Origin of the sequence: Pseudarthrobacter enclensis, from assembly GCF_030811655.1 — a bacterium.
In the GTDB taxonomy this organism is placed as follows: domain Bacteria; phylum Actinomycetota; class Actinomycetes; order Actinomycetales; family Micrococcaceae; genus Arthrobacter; species Arthrobacter enclensis_A.
The window spans coordinates 53,739-76,706 of sequence record NZ_JAUSRE010000013.1 but is presented as its reverse complement, the minus strand read 5'-3'; the positions used below and the strand labels follow the sequence as shown (position 1 = coordinate 76,706).

17 protein-coding genes and 1 tRNA gene are annotated in these 22,968 nt (G+C 63.0%); 12 read left to right on the top strand and 6 right to left on the bottom strand.

Features of this window, described 5'->3' with window-relative positions; all coding sequences use genetic code 11:
- Window positions 1–103 precede the first annotated feature (103 nt).
- From J2X98_RS13385 to pyk, 8 genes are all read left to right on the top strand, one after another.
- Window positions 104–391, top strand: coding sequence for an HGxxPAAW family protein (locus J2X98_RS13385; protein WP_056333411.1), 288 nt, complete (start codon window positions 104–106; stop codon window positions 389–391).
- Window positions 391–1,212, top strand: a complete 822-nt coding sequence (gene trpC, locus J2X98_RS13380) for an indole-3-glycerol phosphate synthase TrpC (RefSeq protein WP_141940972.1) — start codon at window positions 391–393, stop codon at window positions 1,210–1,212. Before J2X98_RS13385 ends, trpC begins: the two co-directional genes overlap by 1 nt.
- Before the next feature lie 127 nt (window positions 1,213–1,339).
- On the top strand, window positions 1,340–2,659 hold the full coding sequence (gene trpB, locus J2X98_RS13375) for a tryptophan synthase subunit beta (RefSeq protein ID WP_307308949.1): 1,320 nt from the start codon (window positions 1,340–1,342) through the stop codon (window positions 2,657–2,659).
- A gap of 11 nt (window positions 2,660–2,670) precedes the next feature.
- Window positions 2,671–3,504 (top strand): tryptophan synthase subunit alpha, encoded by an 834-nt coding sequence (gene trpA, locus J2X98_RS13370; RefSeq protein ID WP_307309058.1) that lies wholly within the window; start codon window positions 2,671–2,673, stop codon window positions 3,502–3,504.
- A gap of 3 nt (window positions 3,505–3,507) precedes the next feature.
- A complete protein-coding gene (gene lgt, locus J2X98_RS13365; RefSeq protein WP_307308945.1) occupies window positions 3,508–4,674 on the top strand; it encodes a prolipoprotein diacylglyceryl transferase in 1,167 nt (388 codons plus the stop codon).
- A gap of 261 nt (window positions 4,675–4,935) precedes the next feature.
- Complete coding sequence (gltB, locus tag J2X98_RS13360; RefSeq protein WP_307308943.1) at window positions 4,936–9,549, top strand: glutamate synthase large subunit; 4,614 nt, start codon at window positions 4,936–4,938, stop codon at window positions 9,547–9,549.
- Complete coding sequence (locus tag J2X98_RS13355) at window positions 9,542–10,999, top strand: glutamate synthase subunit beta (protein WP_141940976.1); 1,458 nt, start codon at window positions 9,542–9,544, stop codon at window positions 10,997–10,999. Before gltB ends, J2X98_RS13355 begins: the two co-directional genes overlap by 8 nt.
- A gap of 76 nt (window positions 11,000–11,075) precedes the next feature.
- Entirely contained in the window at window positions 11,076–12,578 is a 1,503-nt protein-coding gene (gene pyk, locus J2X98_RS13350; protein ID WP_307308939.1) for a pyruvate kinase, read from the top strand.
- 131 nt (window positions 12,579–12,709) lie between these two features.
- On the opposite strand, the gene J2X98_RS13345 is transcribed toward pyk, so the two are convergent.
- Window positions 12,710–13,315, bottom strand: a complete 606-nt coding sequence (locus J2X98_RS13345; protein WP_141940978.1) for an ANTAR domain-containing response regulator — start codon at window positions 13,313–13,315, stop codon at window positions 12,710–12,712.
- Window positions 13,316–13,519: 204 nt separating this feature from the next.
- Here J2X98_RS13345 and J2X98_RS13340 point away from each other — a divergent pair.
- A tRNA-Leu gene (locus tag J2X98_RS13340) sits at window positions 13,520–13,601 on the top strand.
- Between the two features lie 899 nt (window positions 13,602–14,500).
- Here J2X98_RS13340 and J2X98_RS13335 read toward each other — a convergent pair.
- From J2X98_RS13335 to J2X98_RS22245, 5 genes are all read right to left on the bottom strand, one after another.
- A complete protein-coding gene (locus J2X98_RS13335) occupies window positions 14,501–15,544 on the bottom strand; it encodes a ketopantoate reductase family protein (protein ID WP_307308936.1) in 1,044 nt (347 codons plus the stop codon).
- 43 nt (window positions 15,545–15,587) lie between these two features.
- Window positions 15,588–16,487 carry an intradiol ring-cleavage dioxygenase gene (locus tag J2X98_RS13330; RefSeq protein ID WP_307308933.1) on the bottom strand — a complete coding sequence of 300 codons (900 nt, stop codon included), beginning with the start codon at window positions 16,485–16,487 and terminating at the stop codon, window positions 15,588–15,590.
- Window positions 16,488–16,503: 16 nt separating this feature from the next.
- A complete protein-coding gene (locus J2X98_RS13325) occupies window positions 16,504–17,577 on the bottom strand; it encodes a maleylacetate reductase (protein ID WP_307308932.1) in 1,074 nt (357 codons plus the stop codon).
- Between the two features lie 38 nt (window positions 17,578–17,615).
- Window positions 17,616–18,023 (bottom strand): nuclear transport factor 2 family protein, encoded by a 408-nt coding sequence (locus J2X98_RS13320; RefSeq protein ID WP_307308930.1) that lies wholly within the window; start codon window positions 18,021–18,023, stop codon window positions 17,616–17,618.
- Window positions 18,024–18,278: 255 nt separating this feature from the next.
- Complete coding sequence (locus J2X98_RS22245; protein ID WP_373460887.1) at window positions 18,279–19,034, bottom strand: helix-turn-helix domain-containing protein; 756 nt, start codon at window positions 19,032–19,034, stop codon at window positions 18,279–18,281.
- Between the two features lie 265 nt (window positions 19,035–19,299).
- Here J2X98_RS22245 and J2X98_RS13315 point away from each other — a divergent pair, with 265 nt between their 5' ends.
- From J2X98_RS13315 to J2X98_RS13305, 3 genes are all read left to right on the top strand, one after another.
- Window positions 19,300–20,088, top strand: a complete 789-nt coding sequence (locus tag J2X98_RS13315) for an SDR family NAD(P)-dependent oxidoreductase (protein ID WP_307308927.1) — start codon at window positions 19,300–19,302, stop codon at window positions 20,086–20,088.
- A gap of 174 nt (window positions 20,089–20,262) precedes the next feature.
- Window positions 20,263–21,372: a sugar ABC transporter substrate-binding protein gene (locus J2X98_RS13310; protein WP_307308924.1), complete on the top strand. Its 1,110-nt coding sequence runs from the start codon at window positions 20,263–20,265 to the stop codon at window positions 21,370–21,372.
- A complete protein-coding gene (locus J2X98_RS13305) occupies window positions 21,372–22,913 on the top strand; it encodes a sugar ABC transporter ATP-binding protein (protein WP_307309057.1) in 1,542 nt (513 codons plus the stop codon). The genes J2X98_RS13310 and J2X98_RS13305 overlap by 1 nt, the downstream gene beginning before the upstream one ends.
- The last annotated feature ends 55 nt before the right edge of the window (window positions 22,914–22,968 follow it).

The following is a 22,968-nucleotide window of genomic DNA, read 5'->3' as shown; positions in this document are numbered from 1 at the left end:
CCAACGGCCACCAGCGCCGCTACGGGCGCCGGGTCCGGCGGTACGCGGGTGGCAGCCAAAAAATGGCAGAATGTAAGCAGTATCCATCCTGAGGAGATTTTCCATGAGCAAAGCACCTGCGTCCGTTTCCAAGTCAGGCACCCGCACGGTTGCCCCCGGCGCCATTGACCACAGCCAGGAACTGGGCCACGGCAACAGCCCGGCCGCCTGGACCTGCGTCATTGTCATGCTCGTAGGCGCACTCATCGCAGCCATCGCCTTCGTCATCGCCAGCACCCCCATCTTCATCGGTGGCGCCGTGGTGATGGTCATCGGCCTGATCCTCGGTTATGTCATGCGCAAGGCAGGCTACGGCGTCGAAGGCAGCAAGCTGAAGAACTCCGGCCACTGATGGCGACTGTTCTCGACGACATCAACGCCGGTGTCAGGGAGGATATGGAGGCCAGGAAGCGGCTCGTTTCGCTGGCTGAGCTGAAGGACCTGGCCCAGGCCGCGGCACCTGCCCGTGACGCCTGGGCGGCCCTCGGCGGCACCTCGCCAACCCGGGAACAGCTGAAGGTCATCGCCGAAATCAAGCGCCGCAGCCCCTCCAAGGGCGATCTCGCCAGCATCGGCGATCCTGCCTCGCTCGCCAGGCAGTACGCCGACGGCGGTGCTTCCGTCATCAGCGTCCTCACAGAACAGCGCCGGTTCAGCGGGTCCCTGGCGGACCTCGACGCCGTGCGCGCCGCCGTCGACGTCCCGCTGCTGCGCAAGGACTTCACGCTCGATGAGTACCAGATCTGGGAAGCCCGTGCCCACGGCGCCGACCTCATCCTGCTCATCGTGGCCGCACTGTCGGACACGCAGCTTTCCGACTTCAGCGCGCTCAGCCGGGAACTCGGCATGAACGTGCTGGTGGAGACGCACACCGAGGACGAGATCGAACGGGCTGTCGCGGCCAACGCGCGGATCATCGGCGTCAACGTCCGCAACCTCAAGACGCTCGACGTCGACCGTTCCGTCTTTGCCTCGCTGGCGGGGCTGATCCCGGCCGAGGCGGTCGTAGTAGCCGAGTCGGGCGTCCGCGACGCCGACGACGTCACGCATTACGCCGCAAGCGGCGCCAACGCCATACTGGTGGGCGAGGCCCTGGTAAGCCACGCCACGCCACGGGAGCGCATCGCTGAGTTCACGGCCGCCGGCGCCGCCGCGATCGCTGCGCGCAGCTGAGACACCACCGCACCATCCGGCTTCCGGCAGGGGCAGCGGCACGCTGGCCCCGCAGGGCACGCCTACCGTTCCGGCCCTGTGCCGGAACAGCACTTTTTGACCGCCAACTTCGAACAGGACAGGACTGATGGCTCAAGCACCCTCAGGAAACGCTGACAACAACACCGCGGAAGCATTCCTGCAGGGCGGATCCCTCCGCCACGCCCCGGGGCCGTACTTCGGCAACTACGGCGGCCGATGGATGCCTGAGTCGCTCATTGCCGCCCTGGACGAACTTGAAGAAACATTCAACAAGGCCAAGGACGATCCCGGGTTCCGGGCGCAGATCGCGGACCTGAACAAGAACTACTCGGGCCGCCCGTCGCTGCTGACCGAGGCCAAGCGGTTCTCCCAGCATGCCGGGGGAGCACGGGTATTCCTGAAGCGTGAGGACCTGAACCACACCGGGTCGCACAAGATCAACAACGTCCTGGGCCAGGCGCTGCTTGCCAAGCGCATGGGCAAGACCCGCATCATTGCCGAGACCGGCGCCGGCCAGCACGGCGTCGCCAGCGCCACCGCTGCCGCCCTCATGGGCCTGGAATGCGTGGTGTACATGGGCGCGGAGGACTGCCGCCGCCAGGCTCTGAATGTCGCCCGGATGGAACTGCTGGGCGCCAAGGTCATCCCCGTCACCAGCGGATCGCAGACCCTCAAGGACGCCATCAATGACGCCCTCCGTGACTGGGTGGCCAATGTTTCCACTACCCACTATCTGCTGGGCACCGCCGCCGGCGCCCACCCGTTCCCCGCCATGGTCCGGTACTTCCATGAGGTCATCGGTGAAGAAGCCCGCGCCCAGATCCTGGAACAGGAAGGCCGCCTGCCGGACGCCGTCTGCGCCTGCATCGGCGGAGGCTCCAACGCCATCGGCATCTTCCACGGGTTCCTGGACGACCCTTCCGTCAAGCTTTTCGGCTTCGAAGCCGGCGGCGATGGGGTGGAGACCGGCCGGCACGCTGCCACCATCACGCTGGGCAAGCCGGGCGTCCTTCACGGCGCGCGCTCCTACCTGATGCAGGACGACGACGGGCAGACCATCGAGTCGCACTCCATCTCCGCCGGCCTGGACTACCCCGGGGTGGGCCCCGAGCACTCCTACCTGTCCGACATCGGACGGGTCAGCTACGAGCCCATCACGGACAGCGAGGCCATGGACGCGTTCCGCCTCCTGTGCCGCACCGAGGGTATCATCCCGGCTCTCGAGTCCTCCCACGCCCTGGCCGGAGCCATCAAGGTGGGGCAGCGGTTCGCCGCTGAGGACGCGGCCTCGGCCGGCGAAAAGATCATCATCGTGAACCTTTCCGGGCGCGGCGACAAGGATGTGGCCACCGCAGCCGAATGGTTTGACCTGTTGGACAAGAATTCCGCCGAATCCGAGATCGGCAAAGAGGGGGAGCAGCTGTGAGCAGCGCAGAGATGGCCGGCCATGCAGAGACGGCCAGCAAGGCGGCAGCGGCGATCGACCGGGCCCGGTCCCAGGGGCGCGCCGCCCTCATCGCCTACCTGCCCGCCGGGTACCCCAGCGTCGAGGATTCCATTGCGGCCGGCATCGCGGCTGCCCGGAACGGCGCGGACCTGATCGAAATCGGCATTCCTTATTCGGACCCTGTGATGGACGGGCAGGTTATCCAGGCCGCCACCACCGAGGCGCTGGCCAAGGGCTTTCATGTCAGCCAGGTTTTCGACGTTGTTGCCGGCATCACCAGCCAGACCGATGCAGCCGTCCTGGTCATGACCTACTGGAACCCGGTGGTCCGCATGGGCGTGGACGAGTTCTCGCGCAGGCTGGCCGGGGCCGGGGGAGCCGGGCTCATCACCCCGGACCTCATCCCCGATGAGGCCGGCGAGTGGATGGAAGCCTCGGAGAAGTACGGCCTGGACCGGGTGTTCCTCGTGGCACCGTCCTCCACTCCCGAACGCATGCAGCGCACCGTGGATGCAAGCCGCGGCTTCGTCTACGCCGTCTCCATCATGGGTGTCACGGGCGCCCGCTCCTCGGTGAGCTCTGCCGCCAAGGATGTAGTCTCCGCAGCGCACGGTGCCGGTGCGGAGCGCGTCTGCGTTGGCCTGGGCGTATCCAACGCCGGGCAGGTCCGCGAAATCGCTGCCTACGCGGAAGGCGTCATTGTGGGCACCGCCCTCGTCAAGGCGCTGGGCGACGGCGGCGTGGATGCCGTCGCCAGCCTCACCAAGGACCTCAGCACCGGGCTCACCAGGGAAACCGGCTCCACGCAGGAAGCCGGGGCGTAAGCCATGCAGGCACTCCTTCAGGCGGCCGCCCTGTCACCCGCTTTGGTACCAGCCAGCATCCCCAGCCCGGGCTGGTCCGGGTTCGACATCCCCCTGCCGTGGGGCAACCTGCGGATCCACGCCTATGCCCTGTGCATCCTGGCGGGAATCGTCGTCGGCCTGTGGCTGACCTCCGTCCGCTGGGCCAAACGCGGCGCCCCTGAAGGCAGTGTCTGGGACATCGTCATCTGGGCGATCCCCTTCGGCATCATCGGCGGCCGGCTGTACCACGTCGTGTCCTCACCGGACGCCTACTTCGGTCCCAACTTCGACGGCACCGGTGACCTCTCCCTGATCCCGCAGATCCAGCGGGGCGGGCTGGGAATCTGGGGCGCCGTCGTCCTCGGTGCCATCGGTGCCTGGATAGGCTGCCGCCGCAGCGGCGTCAAGCTGAGCGCCTTTGTTGACGCCGCGGCTCCCGGCTTGCTCCTCGCCCAGGCCATCGGCCGGTGGGGCAACTACTTCAACCAGGAACTCTTCGGCGGTCCCACCACCCTCCCCTGGGGCCTGCAGATCGACCCCAACAACCCCAACTTCCCCGCGGGCATGCCTGCGGACACCCTGTTCCACCCCACGTTCCTCTACGAATCGCTGTGGAACCTCGCGGGCGTGCTTGTACTGCTCGCCCTGGACCGGCGCTTCCACTTCCGCCGCAGCCGCCTCTTCTGGCTGTACGCCATGTACTACACCCTCGGCCGCGTCTGGATCGAACTGCTGCGCATCGACGATGCGGAGCAGATCAGCCTCTTCGGGGTCACCACCAGGCTGAACGTGTGGACCAGTATCTTCGTGTTCCTGGCCGCCCTGGCCGCGTTCATCCTGTTGGGCTTCAAAGGACGCCCGGAACCGGACAGCGTCTACCTCCCAAGCCATGAGCCGGCCGCCGAGCCCGCCAGGGTCCCGGATCCTGGGACAGTCACAAATGTCCGTGCTCCGGACACTGTTGTCTCAGATAGTGGTTCGCGTGGTAATCTCCCTGATAACCACAGCGGTTCCAGGCACGCTTCCGACCCCACGGAAGAGGCCGAGGCTGCACCGGCGGGCGCCAAGCCCGGACCGGATGCAACGGCTGCCGGACACTCCGGCAGCACAGCCACCGGACCCGCGCCGGAGGCCGGCACCGGCAAGTAGGACGCCGGCCACGCAGGGCAGCAGAGCCACCGCTCGAAGGGCCCGAAACCACAACGTCGTGGCATGGGGCATTCTCTTGACAGCGTGAAGCTGCTGTCCGGTGGTGCCCCGGGCAGGGGCCTGCGTAACCGTTAGTTCAGCAGGCCGCGCTGACCTACAATTTCCAGTAATCAACACTTTGTTGTGCCCCTGCAACGGCGCCGACGAGTGGGGCCAACGGTGTCCCTTCCATACGCACGATCAGGAGGAAGGACGTCTCCCATGACCCAAACTCTTAACACTCCCAGCTGGTCCGAACCGGATCAGCCTGAGGCTGCATTGTCGCCGTTCAAGCGCTTTGCCGCCATGCCGGAGGCTGCCGGGCTGTACAACCCGGAGCAGGAGAAGGACGCCTGCGGCCTGGCGATCATCGCCACCCTGCGCGGTGAGCCCGGGTATGACATCGTCGACGCCGCACTGACCGCGCTGCGCAACCTTGAGCATCGCGGCGCCGTGGGCGCTGACGAAGGCACGGGTGACGGTGCCGGCCTCCTCATGCAGATCCCCGACGAGTTCTTCCGTGCCGTCACCGAGTTTGAGCTGCCGGCTCCCGGCCAGTACGTTGCCGGCACCGCATTCCTTCCTGCCGAGCAGCGCGAAGCCGCAGCTGCCAAAGCCGGAATCGAGGGCCTGGCCGCCGACGAAGGACTCAAGGTCCTCGGTTGGCGCGAAGTGCCCGTGGTCGCCGACCTCGTTGGCGCTATGGCGCGTGCCTGCATGCCCTACTTCTCCCAGCCGTTCCTCGCCGCCGCTGATGGTGGGGAACTGGACCGCAACGAACTGGACTCCCGTGCCTGGCGCATCCGCAAGCGCGCCCAGAACAAGTTCGGCGTCTACTTCCCGTCGCTGTCCTCCCGCACCATCGTCTACAAGGGCATGCTCACCACCGCCCAGCTGGAGCCGTTCTACCCGGACCTCTCCGACAAGCGGTTCAAGACCAAGCTTGCGATCGTGCACTCGCGCTTCTCCACCAACACCTTCCCGTCGTGGCCGCTGGCGCAGCCGTTCCGGACCATTGCCCACAACGGTGAAATCAACACCGTCAAGGGCAACCGGAACTGGATGCGCGCCCGGCAGTCCCAGCTCGCCAACCCGCTGCTGGGCGACTCGCCGGAAGAGCTGTACCCCATCTGCACCCCCGGTGCCTCCGACTCCGCATCCTTCGACGAGGTAGCGGAGCTCCTCTGGCTGTCCGGGCGCCCCATCACGCACTCGATCATGATGATGATCCCGGAGGCCTGGGAAAACCACGCCACCATGGATCCGGCACGCCGCGCTTTCTACGAGTACCACTCGCTGTTGATGGAACCATGGGACGGCCCCGCCGCCGTTTCCTTCACCGACGGAAACCTCGTTGGTGCCACCCTGGACCGCAACGGCCTGCGCCCCGGCCGCTTCTGGATCACCGAGGACGGCCTGATCGTCTTCGCCTCAGAAGTCGGCGTGATCGACGTCGAGCCCTCCAAGGTGGTCAAGAAGGGCCGCGTGTCCCCGGGCAAGATGTTCCTGGTGGACACCGAGGCCGGCCGCATTATCGATGACGAAGAAGTCAAGGCCGAAGTGGCCGCGGCCAACCCGTGGGCCGAGTGGGTCAAGGACAACCTGATCGACCTCAACGAGCTGCCCGAGCGCGAGCACGTGGTGCACACGGCCGCGTCCGTGAACATCCGCCAGCGCACCTTCGGCTACACCACCGAGGAACTGAAGATCCTGCTGGGCCCCATGGCCCGCACCGGGGCCGAGCCCCTCGGCGCCATGGGCTCGGACACTCCGGTGGCCGTGCTGTCCAAGCGCCCCCGCTTGCTCTTTGACTACTTCGTGCAGTCCTTCGCGCAGGTCACCAACCCGCCGCTGGATGCCATCCGCGAGGAGCTGGTCACGTCCCTGACGTGCGCCATCGGGCCCAACGGCAACCTGCTGGACACCAAGCAGGTGCGCCAGCCGCAGGTCCAGTTGCCGTTCCCGGTGATCAACAACGACCAGCTGGCCAAGATCGCCAACATCGAGGATGCCGACGGCAACCGCGTGGCCATGAAGGTCCGCGGCCTTTACCGCCCAGAAGGCGGCGAGAACGCGCTGCGTGCCCGGCTCACGGAGATCTGCGAGCAGGTTTCGGGCGCCATCAACCGCGGAGTGCAGTACATCGTGCTCTCCGACCGTGACTCCAATGCACAGTGGGCGCCCATCCCGTCCCTGCTGCTGGTCAGCACCGTGCACCACCACCTGCTGCGCAGCGCCAACCGCACCAAGACCGCCCTGGTGGTGGAGGCCGGCGACGTCCGCGAGACGCACCACGTTGCCGTACTGATCGGCTACGGAGCATCCGCAGTCAACCCCTACCTCGCCATGGAATCCGTGGAACAGCTCATTGCCGCAGGCGACGTCACCGGGGTCACCCCGCAGGACGGGGTCTACAACCTGATCAAGGGCCTCGGCAAGGGCGTCCTGAAGATCATGTCCAAGATGGGCATCTCCACGGTTGCCTCCTACACCGGCGCCCAGACGTTCGAAGCCCTGGGCCTCGGACAGGAACTGGTGGACGAGTTCTTCGCCGGCACACACTCCCAGCTGGGCGGCGTGGGGCTGGATGTCATCGCAGCCGAGGTTTCCGCACGCCACCAGATGGCCTACCCCGACGGCGGCATCGAGCAGCCGCACCGGCCCCTGCTGGGCGGCGGCGAGTACCAGTGGCGGCGGGACGGCGAGCCGCACCTCTTCAACCCGGAGACCGTCTTCCGGCTGCAGCACGCCACCCGCGAACGCCGCTACGACATCTTCAAGGCCTACACCAGGGGCGTGGACGACCAGTCCACCAACCTGATGACCCTCCGCGGCCTCCTCAAGTTCAAGAACGACCGCCCCTCCGTGCCCCTTGAGGAAGTGGAGCCGGTCTCCAGCATCGTCAAGCGGTTCTCCACCGGGGCCATGAGCTACGGCTCCATCTCCCAGGAGGCCCACGAGACGCTGGCCATCGCCATGAACCAGCTGGGCGGCAAATCCAACACCGGTGAAGGCGGCGAGGACGTGGACCGCCTCCTGGATCCGAAGCGCCGCTCCGCGGTCAAGCAGATCGCGTCCGGCCGGTTCGGCGTGACCAGCCTGTACCTGACCAACGCCGACGACATCCAGATCAAGATGGCGCAGGGTGCCAAGCCCGGCGAAGGCGGCCAGCTGATGGCGCAGAAGGTCTACCCGTGGGTGGCCCGCACGCGGCATTCAACCCCCGGCGTGGGCCTCATTTCCCCGCCGCCGCACCACGACATCTACTCCATCGAGGACCTCGCGCAGCTCATCTACGATGCCAAGCGCGCCAACCCCTCGGCGCGGGTGCACGTGAAGCTTGTCTCCGAAGTCGGGATCGGCACCGTGGCGTCCGGCGTGACCAAGGCGAAGGCCGACGTCGTACTTGTCTCCGGACACGACGGCGGCACCGGCGCCTCGCCGCTGAACTCGCTCAAGCACGCCGGTGTTCCGTGGGAGCTTGGCCTCGCAGAGACGCAGCAGACCCTGATGCTCAACGGCCTCCGCGACCGCGTGGTGGTCCAGGTGGACGGCCAGCTCAAGACCGGCCGCGACGTTGTCATCGCAGCGCTGCTGGGCGGTGAGGAGTTCGGTTTCGCCACCGCACCGCTGGTGGTGGAAGGCTGCATCATGATGCGCGTCTGCCACCTCGACACCTGCCCGGTAGGCGTCGCCACCCAGAACCCCGAGCTGCGTGCACGCTTCAGCGGCAAGCCCGAGTTCGTGGTTAACTTCTTCGAATTCCTCGCCGAGGAAGTCCGGGAGATCCTGGCCGAGCTTGGCTTCCGCAGCCTTGAGGAAGCCATTGGCCACGCCGAGGTCCTGGACACCCGGGAGGCGATCGACCACTGGAAGGCCGACGGCCTGGACCTGGACCCGATCCTGCACGGCCTGGAGTTCGACGATGACGCGCCGCTGCGGAACATGACCGGGCAGAACCACGAGCTGGATAAGCACTTCGACCAGCGGCTGATCACCATGGCCACCGAAGCGCTGACCGACCGCAGCCCGGTGAAGATCACCGTGGACGTCATCAACACCGACCGTTCAGTGGGGACCATGCTGGGCCACGTCGTCACCAAGACCTTTGGCACCGACGTCCTGGCGACGGACACGATCGACATCACCCTGAACGGCACCGCCGGCCAGTCGCTGGGCGCCTTCCTGCCGGCGGGCATCACCCTGCGGCTGTACGGCGACTCGAACGACTATGTGGGCAAGGGCCTCTCCGGCGGCCGGATCATTGTCCGCACGGACCGTACCAACGTCTTCAAAGCGGAGACCAATGTCATCGCCGGCAACGTGATCGGCTACGGCGCCACCAGCGGCGAGATGTTCCTGCGGGGCCAGGTGGGCGAACGCTTCCTGGTCCGCAACTCCGGTGCCACCGCCGTCGCCGAAGGTATCGGCGACCACGGCTGCGAGTACATGACCGGCGGCCAGACGCTGATCATCGGCCGCACGGGCCGCAACTTCGGTGCGGGCATGTCCGGCGGCACCGCCTACGTCCTTGACCTGGACACTGCCAAGGTCAACAAGGAAGCCCTGCAGTCCGGCGAACTCCAGCTCCGCGAGCTGGACGCCGAGGACCGCGACATCGTCCACGGCCTGCTGGTCAAGCACGTGGAAGAAACTGACTCCCAGCTGGCGGCGCGCCTCCTCGAGAACTTCGATGACACCGCCGCCCGCATCACGAAGGTGCTGCCGCGCGACTACGCGGCCGTGCTGCAAACCCGTCTCGACGCCATCGAAGAGGGCCTTGACCCCGACGGCGAAGAAGTATGGTCTCGAATCCTGGAGGTGACCGGTGGCTGATCCACGCGGATTTCTGAAAGTACGCCAGCGTGAAACCCAGCCGCGCCGTCCCGTTCCCGTCCGCATCATGGACTGGAAGGAAGTCTACGAGGCGCAGGAAAAGGGCACGCTGAAGGCACAGGCCGGGCGCTGCATGGACTGCGGCATCCCGTTCTGCCACCAGGGCTGCCCGCTGGGCAACCTCATTCCCGAGTGGAACGACCTCATGTGGCGGGACAAGGGCGAGGAAGCGATCGAGCGCCTGCACGCCACGAACAACTTCCCCGAGTTCACCGGCCGGCTGTGCCCGGCACCCTGCGAGGCGTCCTGCGTGCTGGGGATCAACCAGCCCGCCGTCACCATCAAGCAGGTGGAAGTCTCGATCATTGATGAGGCCTGGGACAACGGCTGGGTCAGCCCGCTGCCGCCCGCACGCCTCACCGGCAAGACCGTTGCCGTCGTCGGATCCGGCCCCGCAGGACTGGCCGTGGCCCAGCAGCTCACCCGCGTTGGACACACCGTTGCCGTCTACGAGCGGGACGACAAGATCGGCGGCCTGCTGCGGTACGGCATCCCCGACTTCAAGATGGAAAAGGAGCAGGTGGACCGCCGCGTCGAGCAGATGAAGGCGGAAGGCACCCGCTTCCGGACCGGCGTCGCCGTTGGCTCGGACGTGACCTGGGAGCAGCTGCGCCGCCGGTACGACGCCGTCGTGATCGCCACCGGTGCCACCGTACCGCGGGACCTGCCTATCCCGGGCCGGGACCTCGACGGCATCCACTTCGCCATGGACTACCTGGTGCCCGCCAACCGCGCCGTTGCCGGCGAGACCATCGAGAACCAGATCAACGCCCACGGCAAGCACGTGGTGATCCTGGGCGGCGGCGACACCGGTGCCGACTGCCTGGGCACCGCCCACCGGCACGGCGCTGCATCGGTCACCACCCTCGCCATCGGCAAGCAGCCGCCGTCGGAGCGTGCCAGCCACCAGCCGTGGCCGACGTTCCCCACCCTGTTCGAGGTGGCCAGCGCCCACGAGGAAGGCGGCGAACGCACCTACCTCGCCTCCACCGTCGAGTTTGTTGGCGAAAACGGCAAGCTGACCGGCGTCAAGGTGGCCGAGACCGAATTCGTGGACGGCAAACGCCTGCCCAAGGCTGGCACCGAGCGGATTATCCCCGCGGACCTGGTGTTCCTGTCCCTTGGTTTCACGGGCGCCGAACCGGCCGGGATCGCCGAGCAGGTCCACGCAGAGTTCGACGGCCGCGGCAACGTTGCACGCGACGGTTACTACATGACCAACACCGAAGGCGTCTTCGTTGCCGGTGACGCCGGCCGTGGACAGTCCCTGATCGTGTGGGCCATTGCCGAGGGCCGCGCAGCCGCTGCCGCCGTGGACAAGTACCTCATGGGAAGCACCATCCTTCCCGCGCCCGTCGCGCCGACGGACCGCGCCATCGCCGTCCTCTAGCCGCTGACCCGGGGATGCACCGAGGGTTCACCTCGCCGACAACTTAACCAATGCAAGAGACCAATAGGGTAGGTATATGAGACGCGCAAAAATTGTGGCTACGTTCGGCCCGGCAATTGCCAGCTACGAAAACACCCTCGCGGTGCTGGAAGCCGGCGTTGACGTCGCCCGCATGAACATGAGCCACGGCGACTACACCGTGCATGACAACACCTACGAGAACGTCCGCAAGGCGGCCTCCGACCTGGGCAAGGCCGTGGCGATCATGGCCGACCTCCAGGGCCCGAAGATCCGCCTGGGCCGTTTCGTTGATGGTCCGCACGCCCTGGCCGTCGGTGACATCTTCACCATCACCACCGAGGACGTCCCCGGTACCCAGGAAATCTGCTCCACCACCCTGAAGAGCCTCACCGAGGACGTCAAGGTGGGCGACGCCCTCCTGATCGACGACGGCAAGGTGGCCTTGCGCGCCATTGAGGTAGACGACGTGAAGGTCGTCGCCGAGGTGACCGTCGGCGGCATGGTGTCCAACAACAAGGGCATCAACCTTCCCGGCGTGGCCGTGAATGTTCCCGCCCTGAGCGAGAAGGATGAGGACGACCTTCGCTGGGCTATGCGCCGCGGTGTGGATCTGGTGGCGCTGTCCTTCGTTCGCGACGCGTCCGACATCACCCGCGTGCACGAGATCATGGACGAAGAAGGCCGCCGCGTGCCGGTCATCGCCAAGATCGAGAAGCCGCAGGCCGTTGAGCAGCTGCCCGAGATCATCGACGCCTTCGACGCGATCATGGTGGCGCGTGGCGACCTGGGAGTGGAGCTTCCGCTGGAGGAAGTGCCGATCGTGCAGAAGCGCGCCATCGAGCTGGCGCGCCGCTGGGCGAAGCCGGTCATCGTGGCCACCCAGGTGCTGGAGTCCATGATCGACAACCCGCGCCCGACCCGTGCAGAGGCGTCCGACTGCGCCAACGCCGTCCTGGACGGTGCCGACGCCGTTATGCTGTCCGGTGAGACGAGTGTGGGCAAGTACCCGATCGAGACCGTGAAGACCATGGCCCGGATCATCGAGTCCACCGAGGTCCACGGCCTGGAGCGCGTCCCCCCGCTGGGGACCAAGCCCAGGACCCGTGGTGGCGCCATCACGCGTGCCGCCGTCGAAATCGCCGACCAGCTGGACGCCAAGTACATCTGTGCGTTCACGCAGTCCGGCGACTCGGCCCGCCGTCTGTCCCGCCTGCGGCCCATCAAGCCGGTCTTCGCATTCACCCCGGTGGAGCAGGTCTGGAACCAGATGGCCCTCACCTGGGGCATCCAGCCGGTGCTGGTGCAGATGGTGGACCACACCGACGCCATGACCGCGCAGGTGGACCGCAGCCTGGAGGAAATGGGTCTGGTGGAGGACGGTGACCTGGTGGTCATCGCCGCCGGTTCCCCTCCCGGAAAGGCCGGTTCCACAAACTCGCTGAAGGTGCACAAGGTGGGCGACCTTGCCGACTCGACCCGCGGTGGAGAAGTTACCAGCAACAAGGAAAAGCTCGGCCCCTGGCCGGAAAAGAAGAAGAAGAACCAGGTCCAGGCCTAGTCTTCGGGCAACGAAAAGGACCCCTGCCTTTTGGCGGGGGTCCTTTTTGCTGCGGTGACCGTTGTCTTTTGTGACGGTTCCTGCTTTGGTGCCGGGCCGTCGTCGTAATCGATCCGGCCCGGCCCGGCGTGCTAGTTGACCTGGTTGATGATGGTTTCGGCGACCTCGCGCATGCTGAGGCGGCGGTCCATGGACGTCTTCTGGATCCAGCGGAACGCTTCCGGCTCCGTCAGGCCCATCTTGGTGGTCAGCAGGCTCTTGGCGCGCTCAACGAGCTTGCGGGTGGCGAACTGCTCCTGCAGGTCCGAAACTTCGCCCTCAAGGGCCTTGATTTCCTCGTGGCGTGAAAGTGCGATTTCCAGCGCGGGGATGAGATCGGCAGGCGTGAACGGCTTGACCACGTAGGCCATGGCGCCGGCGTCGCGGGCGCGCTCCACCAGTTCCTTCTGGCTGAAGGCGGTCAGCAGCACCACGGGGGCGATGCGGGCCTTGACGATCTTTTCGGCGGCCGAAATGCCGTCCATGACGGGCATCTTGACGTCCATGAGGACCAGGTCCGGCTTCAGTTCTTCGGCAAGCTGGACGGCCTTCTCGCCGTTGTCCGCCTCGCCCACGACGTCGTAGCCTTCACCGCGCAGGATCTCGATTATGTCGAGGCGGATGAGGGTTTCATCTTCAGCCACAATGACGCGGCGCGCCGGCTGGGACGTGGGCTTGGACTCCGTCTGTTCAGTCACGGGATCTCCTTGAAAAGGTACGGCGGGACATCACTATCTTAGGTGCCACCGCGGCTGTACTTGGCTTGCAGGGGTTCGTTTGCGGCGACGGCGGCGCGATTCTGGAATTCAGCCTATCTGCATGTAGAGTAATTCCGCGTACGTGAAGCGATCGCGTTGCTCACAGTCAGCTGTGGGCGTACCGTCTTGCTTCCCGTATTCCGCGCCCGAGTGGCGGAATTGGCAGACGCGCCGCACTCAAAATGCGGTATCGAAAGATGTGTGGGTTCGAGTCCCACCTCGGGCACGACGTATTCCCTCGTCAGGGGCGATTTTGCTTTGACGTGTTGACAAAGCTTGCACTGAGGCGCCTCTGACGCTGTGGGTGCGGGCTTTCGCCTGGTTGCCGCGGAGCCTATTCAGTTGTGCGGGGTGGGTTCGAGTCCCTGGCTGGTTGGCCTTCCTCCTGCTGGGAGTGTTCTTGTGGTTTCCTCGTTCCCGTCTTGTTGGGTGGGCCGTTGGTGGCCTACACCTATTCATGTGCCCGGGAGGGACTACAACATGACGTGGCATGTTGGCTATGCCACGTGCTGGGATCCGACGCCAGAACCGCCGGAGGTTGCGGTTGGCCGTTCCTTGTCTTACCAAAGTGAGTGTGTACAGTGTCCACACTCACGTCTGCTTTATTAGCGGCCGCAGACGGCAGATGTCTGGTTTGGACCGAGGAGTTCCTTGCGACCGGCATCAGGAAAAGAAAACAGAACTGCAAGCCAACGTCCTGGCGCCACAGCCTTATGTCAGATTGGGGTGTAGCTCAACGGCCGCTGCGGGGACCGCACCTTGTCCATCGATGGCCGATCTTTTCAGCGGGGGAGTTAGTCGCTTGATTGTGGTGGTGTGGGCAAGAAGTGATAAACGGCTGCCTCGGAATCTTCGGCTCTATGCACGCGCGTGGCGAGGAGCGGTATAGCCGCGAGACAAGCAAGGGCTGTTGCGGCCGCAGCGAAGCATTCAGTGACAGCTCTGCATTCGTCAACTGACATGATTTTCCCTCTCATTGGTTGCTACCCGACAGCACGTTAGTAAATGGAGCTGGATGGGCGGTGACGGGCCGGCCGAACATTAACCACTCGGCCAAGGAAGGGGAAGGGGTGCGTGGGCAGCACCCCTTCCCAATTTGCTCGGGACCTCCTCGGCCTAGACTCGTCAGTCCGATATCGCCATGAATTCCTTCACGAGTAGGGATGCATTCTCCGGGTTCGGGGTGAGCTCCCCGCGCTCGATTCGTTCTGCCATCTCGAGGATGATTTCGTTGACTGGCGCTGAGCCGCCGAGTTCACGACGTTTGGTGACGATGTAGCCGCTGAAACCGTCAATTTCGGCCCGGCGGCCCTTCTCCCAGTCCTGCAGGACTGCGACCCTGGTGTCGGGCAGCGAGTAGCTTGCGAGAACAGCATCCAGGAGGTCCACGGCATATTGGTCGTCTGCTGGAACTTCGTCAATGGTCTTGCCGAAAATTGGCAGCATGGTGATCCCGAGGTCCTCAGCCAATCGGTAGGCTTCCCTGCCAGCGGCGTCCATGACTTCGCGCATTCCTTCGAGTTGGACGGCGGACATGAGCGGGAGTCCTACCAGCGCTGACGGCAGCATTTCAGGGATGTTTGCAATCAGTTTCATCCACTTTGAGGACCTGATGTCCTGGCTAACTTCCACTGTGCCTGCGGCCCGGAGCACGCTTGCAACCTGGTCGATTCCCTCAGGGTTGGATCCGTCGTAGGATCCGACGGTGAACCACGTCCCGGATGGGGGAATTTGGCGAACAACGACGCCTGGATCGTACATATTGGCTGCTATACCGAGCACGGCACCAACGGTGCGTTCGGCGCCAAGAATCTCGGCGTAGTCATCAATCGTCATGCCGTTTTGCAGGCCAACCACGAGTGATTTTTCGTGGAGGACGGGCTTGATGAGTTCACAAATCCAGCGAGAGTCGTAGGTCTTGACAGAGATGAATACGATGTCGAACTTGTCTCTCAGTTCGGCCACCTGACAGATGTGGTATGCGCGTACTTGGGTATTCCGGGTGGAGTCCGGCATATGAACGGTCAGCCCGTTTTCGCGCATGGCTTCGACGTGGGCTGGCCATTGTTCGATGAAGGTTACGTCGTGTCCGGCTTCAATCATGTCGGCGCCGATTGATGCGCCGTTGGCGCCGGTGCCTACGACAGCGATCTTGAGTTCCTGGTTCATTTGGTTCCCTTTTACTTGGTTATCTCGTGCGTGGAATGAAGGGTTACTGGGAGTCTTCGGGTGCCAGTACGATGTCGAACCGCGTGCGAGCCCAAGTGGTATGGCCGAGGTCGCGTCCGTCCGGTGTGGGGGTTCCGGGAGATTGTTCGACAAAGTCCTTGATTAACGATTGTTTGACTCCAAAGACTGTGTCGTATTTCAACAGTTCGTCGCCTGCAACGAAGATGTGGGTGACGAGGGTTCGGAGCCCCTGGGCACTCACCATGAAGTGAAGGTGTGATGCACGCATGGGCGAGCGGCCTGTTGCCTCCAGCATGCTGCCGACAGGGCCGTCGTGCGGAATCGGATATGGCGTTGGGGTCAAGCCCCAGAAGCTATACCTTCCTTCCTCGTCTGCGAGGAGGTGGCCGCGGCCGCTTACCCGGCCATCGGCGTACTGGACGTCATAGAAGCCGTCCTCGTCTGCCTCCCAGACCTCGATCCGGGCGCGTGGGACGGGGTTCCCATAGGTGTCGGTTATCGTTCCCTCTATCCAGCAGGGCTGGCCGGGGGCGGCACCTGCGATGTCTCCTCCATTTGGGATCTCTGGAGCGTCGTTGACGAAGAATGGTCCGAAGACTGTTGCCTCAGTCGCTTCGCCGACAGCTTCGTTGTTGACGTTGATGGTTTGCATGGAGACGCCCAGGACGTCGGATAGCAGGATGAACTCCTGTCGTCTGTCATCGGTAATGTGTCCGACGGCGGTGAGGAATTCGATTGCTTTGTTCCATTCGGCCTCGGTCAGCCTTACCTCGCGTACGAAGGCGTGCAAGTGCGTGACAAGTGACTGCATGAGTTGCTTTAGTCGTGGGTCGGCGCAGTTGGCGAAGGATGCCTGGACGTTTGCGGTGAGGGTCTCCTCGATGGTCTTCTGCCTTACGGAGACAGGTGCTTCTGTGCTCATAGTCATGTCCTGACCCTTAGTCGCTGAGAATCTTGGGGTTGTCGCCTTGTAGTGCCGCGGTGAGCAAGGTCGTGAGGTTCTCGGGAGTGCACTTACGCGGATTCGATTCTGGGACGGCTGCCAGGATGATTTGAACAGCTTCGGGAATGTACTCGGCTTTGAATCCAAAGTCCTGAAGGGCGCGGGGTGCATCGAGCGCCTCGCGAAGTTGGCGCAATCCGTCATTCGCATCGTCGGATCCGAAGGCGCCCGCGATCCTGGCCGCCGCTTCCGGAGCTTGTGGGGCGTTGAACGCGAGGACATACGGCAGGACTGTAGCGTGGGTTTCGGCGTGGGGCATGTTCCATGTGCCACCGAGTACATGACAAATTTTGTGGTGCAGGCCTGATCCTGCGGACGCAAAAGCCACGGCGGAAAGATAGGCTCCATACAGCGCCATTTCCCGGCCTTCATGACCGGTAGGATCCTGTTTTATTAGGGGCAGTCCACGATTTAGCGCCCTTATCCCTTCCGCGCCGAGAGCTGCGTTAATTGGATCGGCCCGCGGCGCCCACATGGAGTCGACGCAGTGTGCAAGCCCGTTCAAACCGGATGCGACAGACAGTTCCACGGGCAGGGAGAGTGTCAGGTCCGCATCGTAGATGACTGTCGCGGGCAAAACCCGACTATCAATGCCTGTTGTCTTCCGTGCGCCTTCGGTTAGCCCCCATACGTTTGTAGCCTCGGACCCAGCGTATGTTGTCGGAACGGCGATGATCGGAAGGCCGGAGGTCAAGGCAACGGCTTTGGCGAGTCCAGTGGTTGATCCCCCGCCGACGGATACGAGGAGGTCGATTCCGTGCTCTGCGGCGGCGGAACGCGCCTTCTCAGCCTTTTCGGCCGGCACGTGCGGGGCGACGTCGCTATATGTCAGCGCAACGTCCACGTCTCGCGCCACTGATTCGGCGATGGCGGATTCGGCTTCCGAGGCGATGAGCATGACTTTCGATGCGCCCATAGTCCTGATTTCTTCTGCCAGGTGTTGCCCGGCTTTGCCAGAGCCGAAGAGCACGCGCTGGCCGAGCGTTTCATGTGTGAATTCCAAGCTCAAGGTTGTCACCAATCGTTTACTGAGTTCGATTTCGAGTTTTAGGTGGCGGATACGGAAGAATCGATGGGAAGGACTGTGGGCTGGTAGGCAAGGAATTTCCACCTCGAATTTTCCTTCACCCAGACGGCAAGGCAGCTATTATCTAGCTCCAACTCCTTGCCGCCTGCCGTTAGGGAGGCCCGCATCCCTCCGGCAACCACAGCAACAACGTCCGTGGCCACAATCCTTTCAATCGGATGTTCTATTTGGTGGTACCGGTAAAATCCTGCTTCGCACTTCTTTACGTACGACTCCAGAGAGTCGCGATCGCCGTTTGAGTGGGTGTAGATGAGATCTGGATGGCAGAGGGCGCTGAACGCGGCCAGGTCTCCTGTGAGGATGGCTTTGTAGCGCTGGTCTTCCAGGTCCCGGATCTCCGCTTCGGAAGAAGAGTTCCCTGCTTTCACTTGCATGACCTCCATGAGAGGGGGGGTGCCCCTGGGGAGCAGAGTGCAGAACACTCCGGATGGCTGTGGGACGGGGTATGGTCCGCGTCACATTTGATACCTAAAGGTAAATGCTAATTAACACCCTGTCAACCGTGACTAGACACACGAATGGAATACGGCAGGCATGACGGAGGATGGCTCGTCGTGTCTTCGACGGTTCGTGGGCCCCTGCTACGACGTTTTGCCGGACCGGCCCCACTCTGGCTTCTGCTATTAGTGTCCGGTTCCGGAGGAGGTTGAGGACCGACCGACTACGAACCATATGGCTACACAGGGGTCTGGGTATGGATTGCTGAGCCGATGAGGGATGGACGAATCGAAGTTCACGCTGTCACCAGGGCGCATTGTTTGTCGCGCGAAGCCGACTTGTACGTCTAGTTGCCCTGAAAGGATATGAAAGTATTCCTTGCCCCCGTGGTGCATGATGTTGTCCGGCGGGCAGGATTCCGTTCCACTTCCGTAGGTAACGCGGAGGAATTCAACCTCCGGATCGTCGGCCGGCGTCAGTCGTTCCCAGCGCACTCCTCCTAAGAGGATCTCAGCCCGCCCCTCCGCCCGCTGCAGGCCAGGAAGCTGCCCAGTTTCCGGCAGCCTGACAACATTCTTGGAGTCGTCTCCCGTTCTGGCGGGCTGCATCTGTCTCGTCGGCGTTGGGGGTGAGGCTTCTGGGACCAAACCCGCTGGGGGACGGAGGATGAGGGCCTCTTCATCGCCTTCCCGCATGACAGAGTCCAGGGTTAGCCCGAGTTCGGAGACAATCGTGTAGAGGGTGCCGACAGAGGGTGCTGCCTTGTCCCTTTCCACTTGGGAAAGGAAGCTGGCGGAAACACCTACACGCCGAGCAAGTTCACGAAGTGAGATTCTTGCAGCTTCGCGCGAGGCGCGAAGGCGGGCGCCGAGTAGCGGGCCCCCGCTGCTTCCTGCTGCCGCGATTGGCCCCTGCGCCGCATCAAGGGAAGTTTCTACCACGATACCTACTTTGCGTTGCCCTACTTGAATAGCCTGTATTTAGGCAGTATCTGCCTCCGCATCCGCGTGAAGAGACGCAATACACGTGAAGCCAGGAGCCTAGCTGCGCCCCCGAAACACACCGCCATTCGCGTGCTTTCGCGCCATCAGAAGCGACTTTCTCGCCTATTGCGACTCTTGACATGTGATGCAGATTACGTACACAGTACCATGTGCACTAATAGTAAACACTAGCGTCTAGTGAAACGACACAGGGAGGTTTGCATTGAGTTTAAGTTCAGAACCAGAAGGAAAAGTAGCGTTGGTGGTGGGTGGTGCCGGCGCCGTTGGACGCGCGGTCTGCAGGCGGTTCGTGGAAGAGGGGTATGCGGTAGTAATTGCGGACGCGCGCGGTCTCGACGCGGCCAAGTCAAGCTTGGGGCGGCATGCCAGCCGCGTGAAGGATCTCATTGAGGTGGACCTAAGGGAAGAGAATTCGGTTGCGGCCATGGGTCGGCGCCTGGAGCAATCAGGGTCCCTGATTGATGCTCTCGTGATTGTGGCCGGCGTCCAACAGCCTGCCGCTACCGTTTTGAAACTTGAAACATCAGACTGGGATCACGTCATGGACGTTAACCTGCGGGGACCGTTCCTGGTGTGCAAACACATTCTCCCCCGCCTGACACCTCATTCCTCGAGCTCGGTGGTTATTGTGGGGTCATTCTGGGCCTACGAGGGCCACGCATTCTTCTCCGCCTACTGTGCGTCCAAGGCTGGCCTTAGGGTGTTCACTCAGTCGCTGGCCGCGGAAATGGCTCCTTCGGGGATCCGGGTGAACATGGTAGCTCCAGGAAACATTGATACGCCGATGCATCACAATGCCATCGAAGCCGAAGCCGCAGAGCGGGGAATTTCCGTCGACGAGATGCGCAGCTTGGAGTGGGCCAAAATTCCGATGGGGAAGCCTGCCGATCCCCTGGAAATTGCAGACGCCGTTAACTTCCTGGTCGGAGCTTCGGCTTCGTACATCACCGGCTCGTCAATCGACGTCAACGGCGGCGTCGTCTTCCGTTAACTATTCGGGGACGAGATATTTCCTACTGATGTGTATCAGGACTGTACAAGCCGTGTGATGTGGCATATAACAGTAAGTGGCACAACTCACACGGCCGATGCAGCTGCAATGCTGCAGCTGCATCGAACCCAAGCTAATGGACGGGACGTCCGTTCAAGTTAATCAGGAGACTCAATGAAGAATCGTCCAGCTTCTGCTTCGGCTTTCGGCCTCCCGTCGACAAGCTCACGCCGATCTGTTTTGAAGGGCGCCGGGTTGCTCGGACTGGCCGCTCTTTCAGGTGGCGGCCTGGTGGCTTGCGGCCAGTCCAATACCGGGAGCAGCGGGGGATCGAACGCCAACACAGTGAAATTGGGACTCTCTGTTCCGTTCCTGACCACACCATTCTTTGCCGTCCTCGACGCCTACACAAAGTCCGAAGTCCAGGCGCAGGGCATCAGCATGCTGGAGACAACGAACGCTAATCAAGATGCGGGTAAGCAGCTGACCGATGTGCGTTCGCTGGTAAGCCTCGGAGCAACGGGCATCCTCGCCGGTGTCGTGGACAACAAGGCAATAAAACCCGCGCTTGACTACTGCGAGCAGCAGAAGGTCCCGTTCGTGGCTCTGGATGATGCTCCAGGGGCCGGAAAGGTCTACATCGTAGTCAGGGCTGACAACAAGGAAATGGGCGCCACTTCAGCCAAAAAGATGGCTGAACTCATCGGGGGGAAGGGTAAAGTCCTGTCCCTCCAGGGCGATCTCGCTACCACTAATGGTAAGGACCGCAGCGATGGGTTCAGGGAATACATGCAGGCCAACCACCCGCAAGTTGAAGTTATCGAACGAGCCGCGAAATGGCAGGGGCCGCTGGCCGGCAGCATCACTGCCACGATCCTTACCCAGACGCCCGATCTGGCAGGGATCTATATGCAGGCCGATACAACCTATGGTTCTGCGGTGCTTGCAAGCCTGAAATCAGCAGACAGGCTTTACCCGGCCGGCAACCCCAAGCATATGCCCCTTGTCGCGATCGATGGCGGGGCAGAAGGACTTGACGCCGTCAGGAACGGCACCATCGATGCCATCGTTTCACAGCCCCTCGACGGTTACGCGAAATATGGCGTCGAGTACGTCAAGAAGGCTGCTGCTGGTGAACAGCCTAAGACCGGGAAAACCGATCACAACAGTGAGATCGTTGAATTCCAGGGCAACCTGATGGATCTGCTGCCCGCCACGCTCGTAACAAAGGACAACGTAGATGACAAAGCTCTCTGGGGTAATTCCCCCAAAGCTAAAGCGTGATGCATATGGAAATCCCAACGCAGCATGAACAGCCGGGCAGGCCGCTCATAGAGGTTGACGACGTCTGGAAAGCATTCGGTGCGACGAAGGCACTTAATGGAGTAAACCTTCAGGTCCAAGCAGGTCGGACCCATGCACTTGTTGGGCGTAACGGTGCAGGAAAGTCGACATTGGTTTCGACCATGACAGGACTTGTCGTCCCCGATAAGGGCCAGATTTTGTTCGACGGCGAACCGGCCCCCTCGGTTCGTACTCCGAAAAAATGGCAGGAAAAGGTGGCCTGCGTCTATCAGCACCGGCGGCTGGTGCCGCAACTCAGCGTGGCCGAGAATCTCCTGCTGAACAACTTTCCCGTCCACGGCTCCCGCATCACGTGGAAGGATGTGTATTCCCAGGCAGACGCGATGCTTGGGGCCTGGGGTATCGACGTGGATCCCCGCAAGGAGGCGTCCAGCCTAAGTGTTGAAGACGCTCAGCTGGTCGAAATTGTCCGTGCGCTCTCGGGAGGCAGCCGTTTCGTCATTCTTGACGAGCCCACAGCGCAGCTGGTCTCTTCAGGAATCCGCCGGCTGTTTAAGGAACTCTTGCGCCTCCAGGAAGCCGGCGTGACGTTCCTGTACATCTCACATCACCTGGATGAGATCGAAGAACTGTGCCAGGACGTCACCGTCCTCCGCAACGGCCGCGTCGTCGCGACAGCACCTGTTGAGGACATGCCACAGGACAAGATCGTCGCCGCCATGGTCGGGGATGCCCAGTACGCATCCGTAGATCGTCGGCGAGAGAATTCGGTCTTAGCTCATCATGGCGGTGTACCGGCGATTCATTTGGACAAAGTCAAGGTTGAAGAGCTCGAAGAACCAGTCACTCTTAGCGTCGCACCGGGTGAAGTCCTCGGAATTGCCGGCCATGCCGGCTCCGGTTCCCGCCACTTGGCTGCTTCCCTCGTTGGACTGGTCCCGCTTGTCAGTGGCCGCGTATTGCTGGGCGGAAAACCTGCCAACGTGTCAACCCCAGCACGAGCCATTGCCGCCGGTATCGGCTATGTACCCGAGGACCGACACCGTGAGGGCTACGTGCCGATGCTGTCAATCGAGGACAATATCGCCACGTCAGTCCTTCCGCGTCTAGGCCGGTGGGGCTTCGTAAAACCCCAGGAACGGCGACGTCTGGCCTCGAATCTGAGCCAGGAACTCGACGTCGCCTGTTCATCCACGGACCAGGCCGTGGGGAGCCTCAGCGGCGGCAATCAACAAAAGGTAGTCCTGGCCCGCGCCATGGCATCCCGACCTGAGGTCCTCATCCTTGTCCACCCAACGGCCGGGGTTGATGTCGCATCGAAGGACACGCTTTTCGATGCAATCGAGCGTGAACGCCAGCGGGGCGTCGCCGTGATCATCGTCAGTGACGAAGTGGATGAACTCAGGGGCTGCGACCGGGTACTGGCGTTCATGCGAGGACGTCACGTCAAGAGTTTTGGATCAACATGGGAGGCCCGCGAAATCGTCGCCGCCATGGAAGGAGTGGAAGAGCATGTCTGAACAACTAAGCGTACAGAAAGCCCAGGGCACCGGAACACACCCCAGAGGCGCGACC

What these genes read in the sequence shown, in the direction of transcription:
- lgt (WP_307308945.1), top strand. Translation starts at nt 3,508, where the DNA reads ATGCAGGCACTCCTTCAGGCGGCCGCCCTGTCACCCGCTTTGGTACCA.
- trpA (WP_307309058.1), top strand. Translation starts at nt 2,671, where the DNA reads ATGGCCGGCCATGCAGAGACGGCCAGCAAGGCGGCAGCGGCGATCGAC.
- pyk (WP_307308939.1), top strand. Translation starts at nt 11,076, where the DNA reads ATGAGACGCGCAAAAATTGTGGCTACGTTCGGCCCGGCAATTGCCAGC.
- trpB (WP_307308949.1), top strand. Translation starts at nt 1,340, where the DNA reads ATGGCTCAAGCACCCTCAGGAAACGCTGACAACAACACCGCGGAAGCA.
- J2X98_RS13330 (WP_307308933.1), bottom strand. Translation starts at nt 16,487, where the DNA reads ATGAGCACAGAAGCACCTGTCTCCGTAAGGCAGAAGACCATCGAGGAG.
- trpC (WP_141940972.1), top strand. Translation starts at nt 391, where the DNA reads ATGGCGACTGTTCTCGACGACATCAACGCCGGTGTCAGGGAGGATATG.
- J2X98_RS13305 (WP_307309057.1), top strand. Translation starts at nt 21,372, where the DNA reads ATGCATATGGAAATCCCAACGCAGCATGAACAGCCGGGCAGGCCGCTC.
- J2X98_RS13310 (WP_307308924.1), top strand. Translation starts at nt 20,263, where the DNA reads ATGAAGAATCGTCCAGCTTCTGCTTCGGCTTTCGGCCTCCCGTCGACA.
- J2X98_RS13385 (WP_056333411.1), top strand. Translation starts at nt 104, where the DNA reads ATGAGCAAAGCACCTGCGTCCGTTTCCAAGTCAGGCACCCGCACGGTT.
- gltB (WP_307308943.1), top strand. Translation starts at nt 4,936, where the DNA reads ATGACCCAAACTCTTAACACTCCCAGCTGGTCCGAACCGGATCAGCCT.
- J2X98_RS13335 (WP_307308936.1), bottom strand. Translation starts at nt 15,544, where the DNA reads ATGAACCAGGAACTCAAGATCGCTGTCGTAGGCACCGGCGCCAACGGC.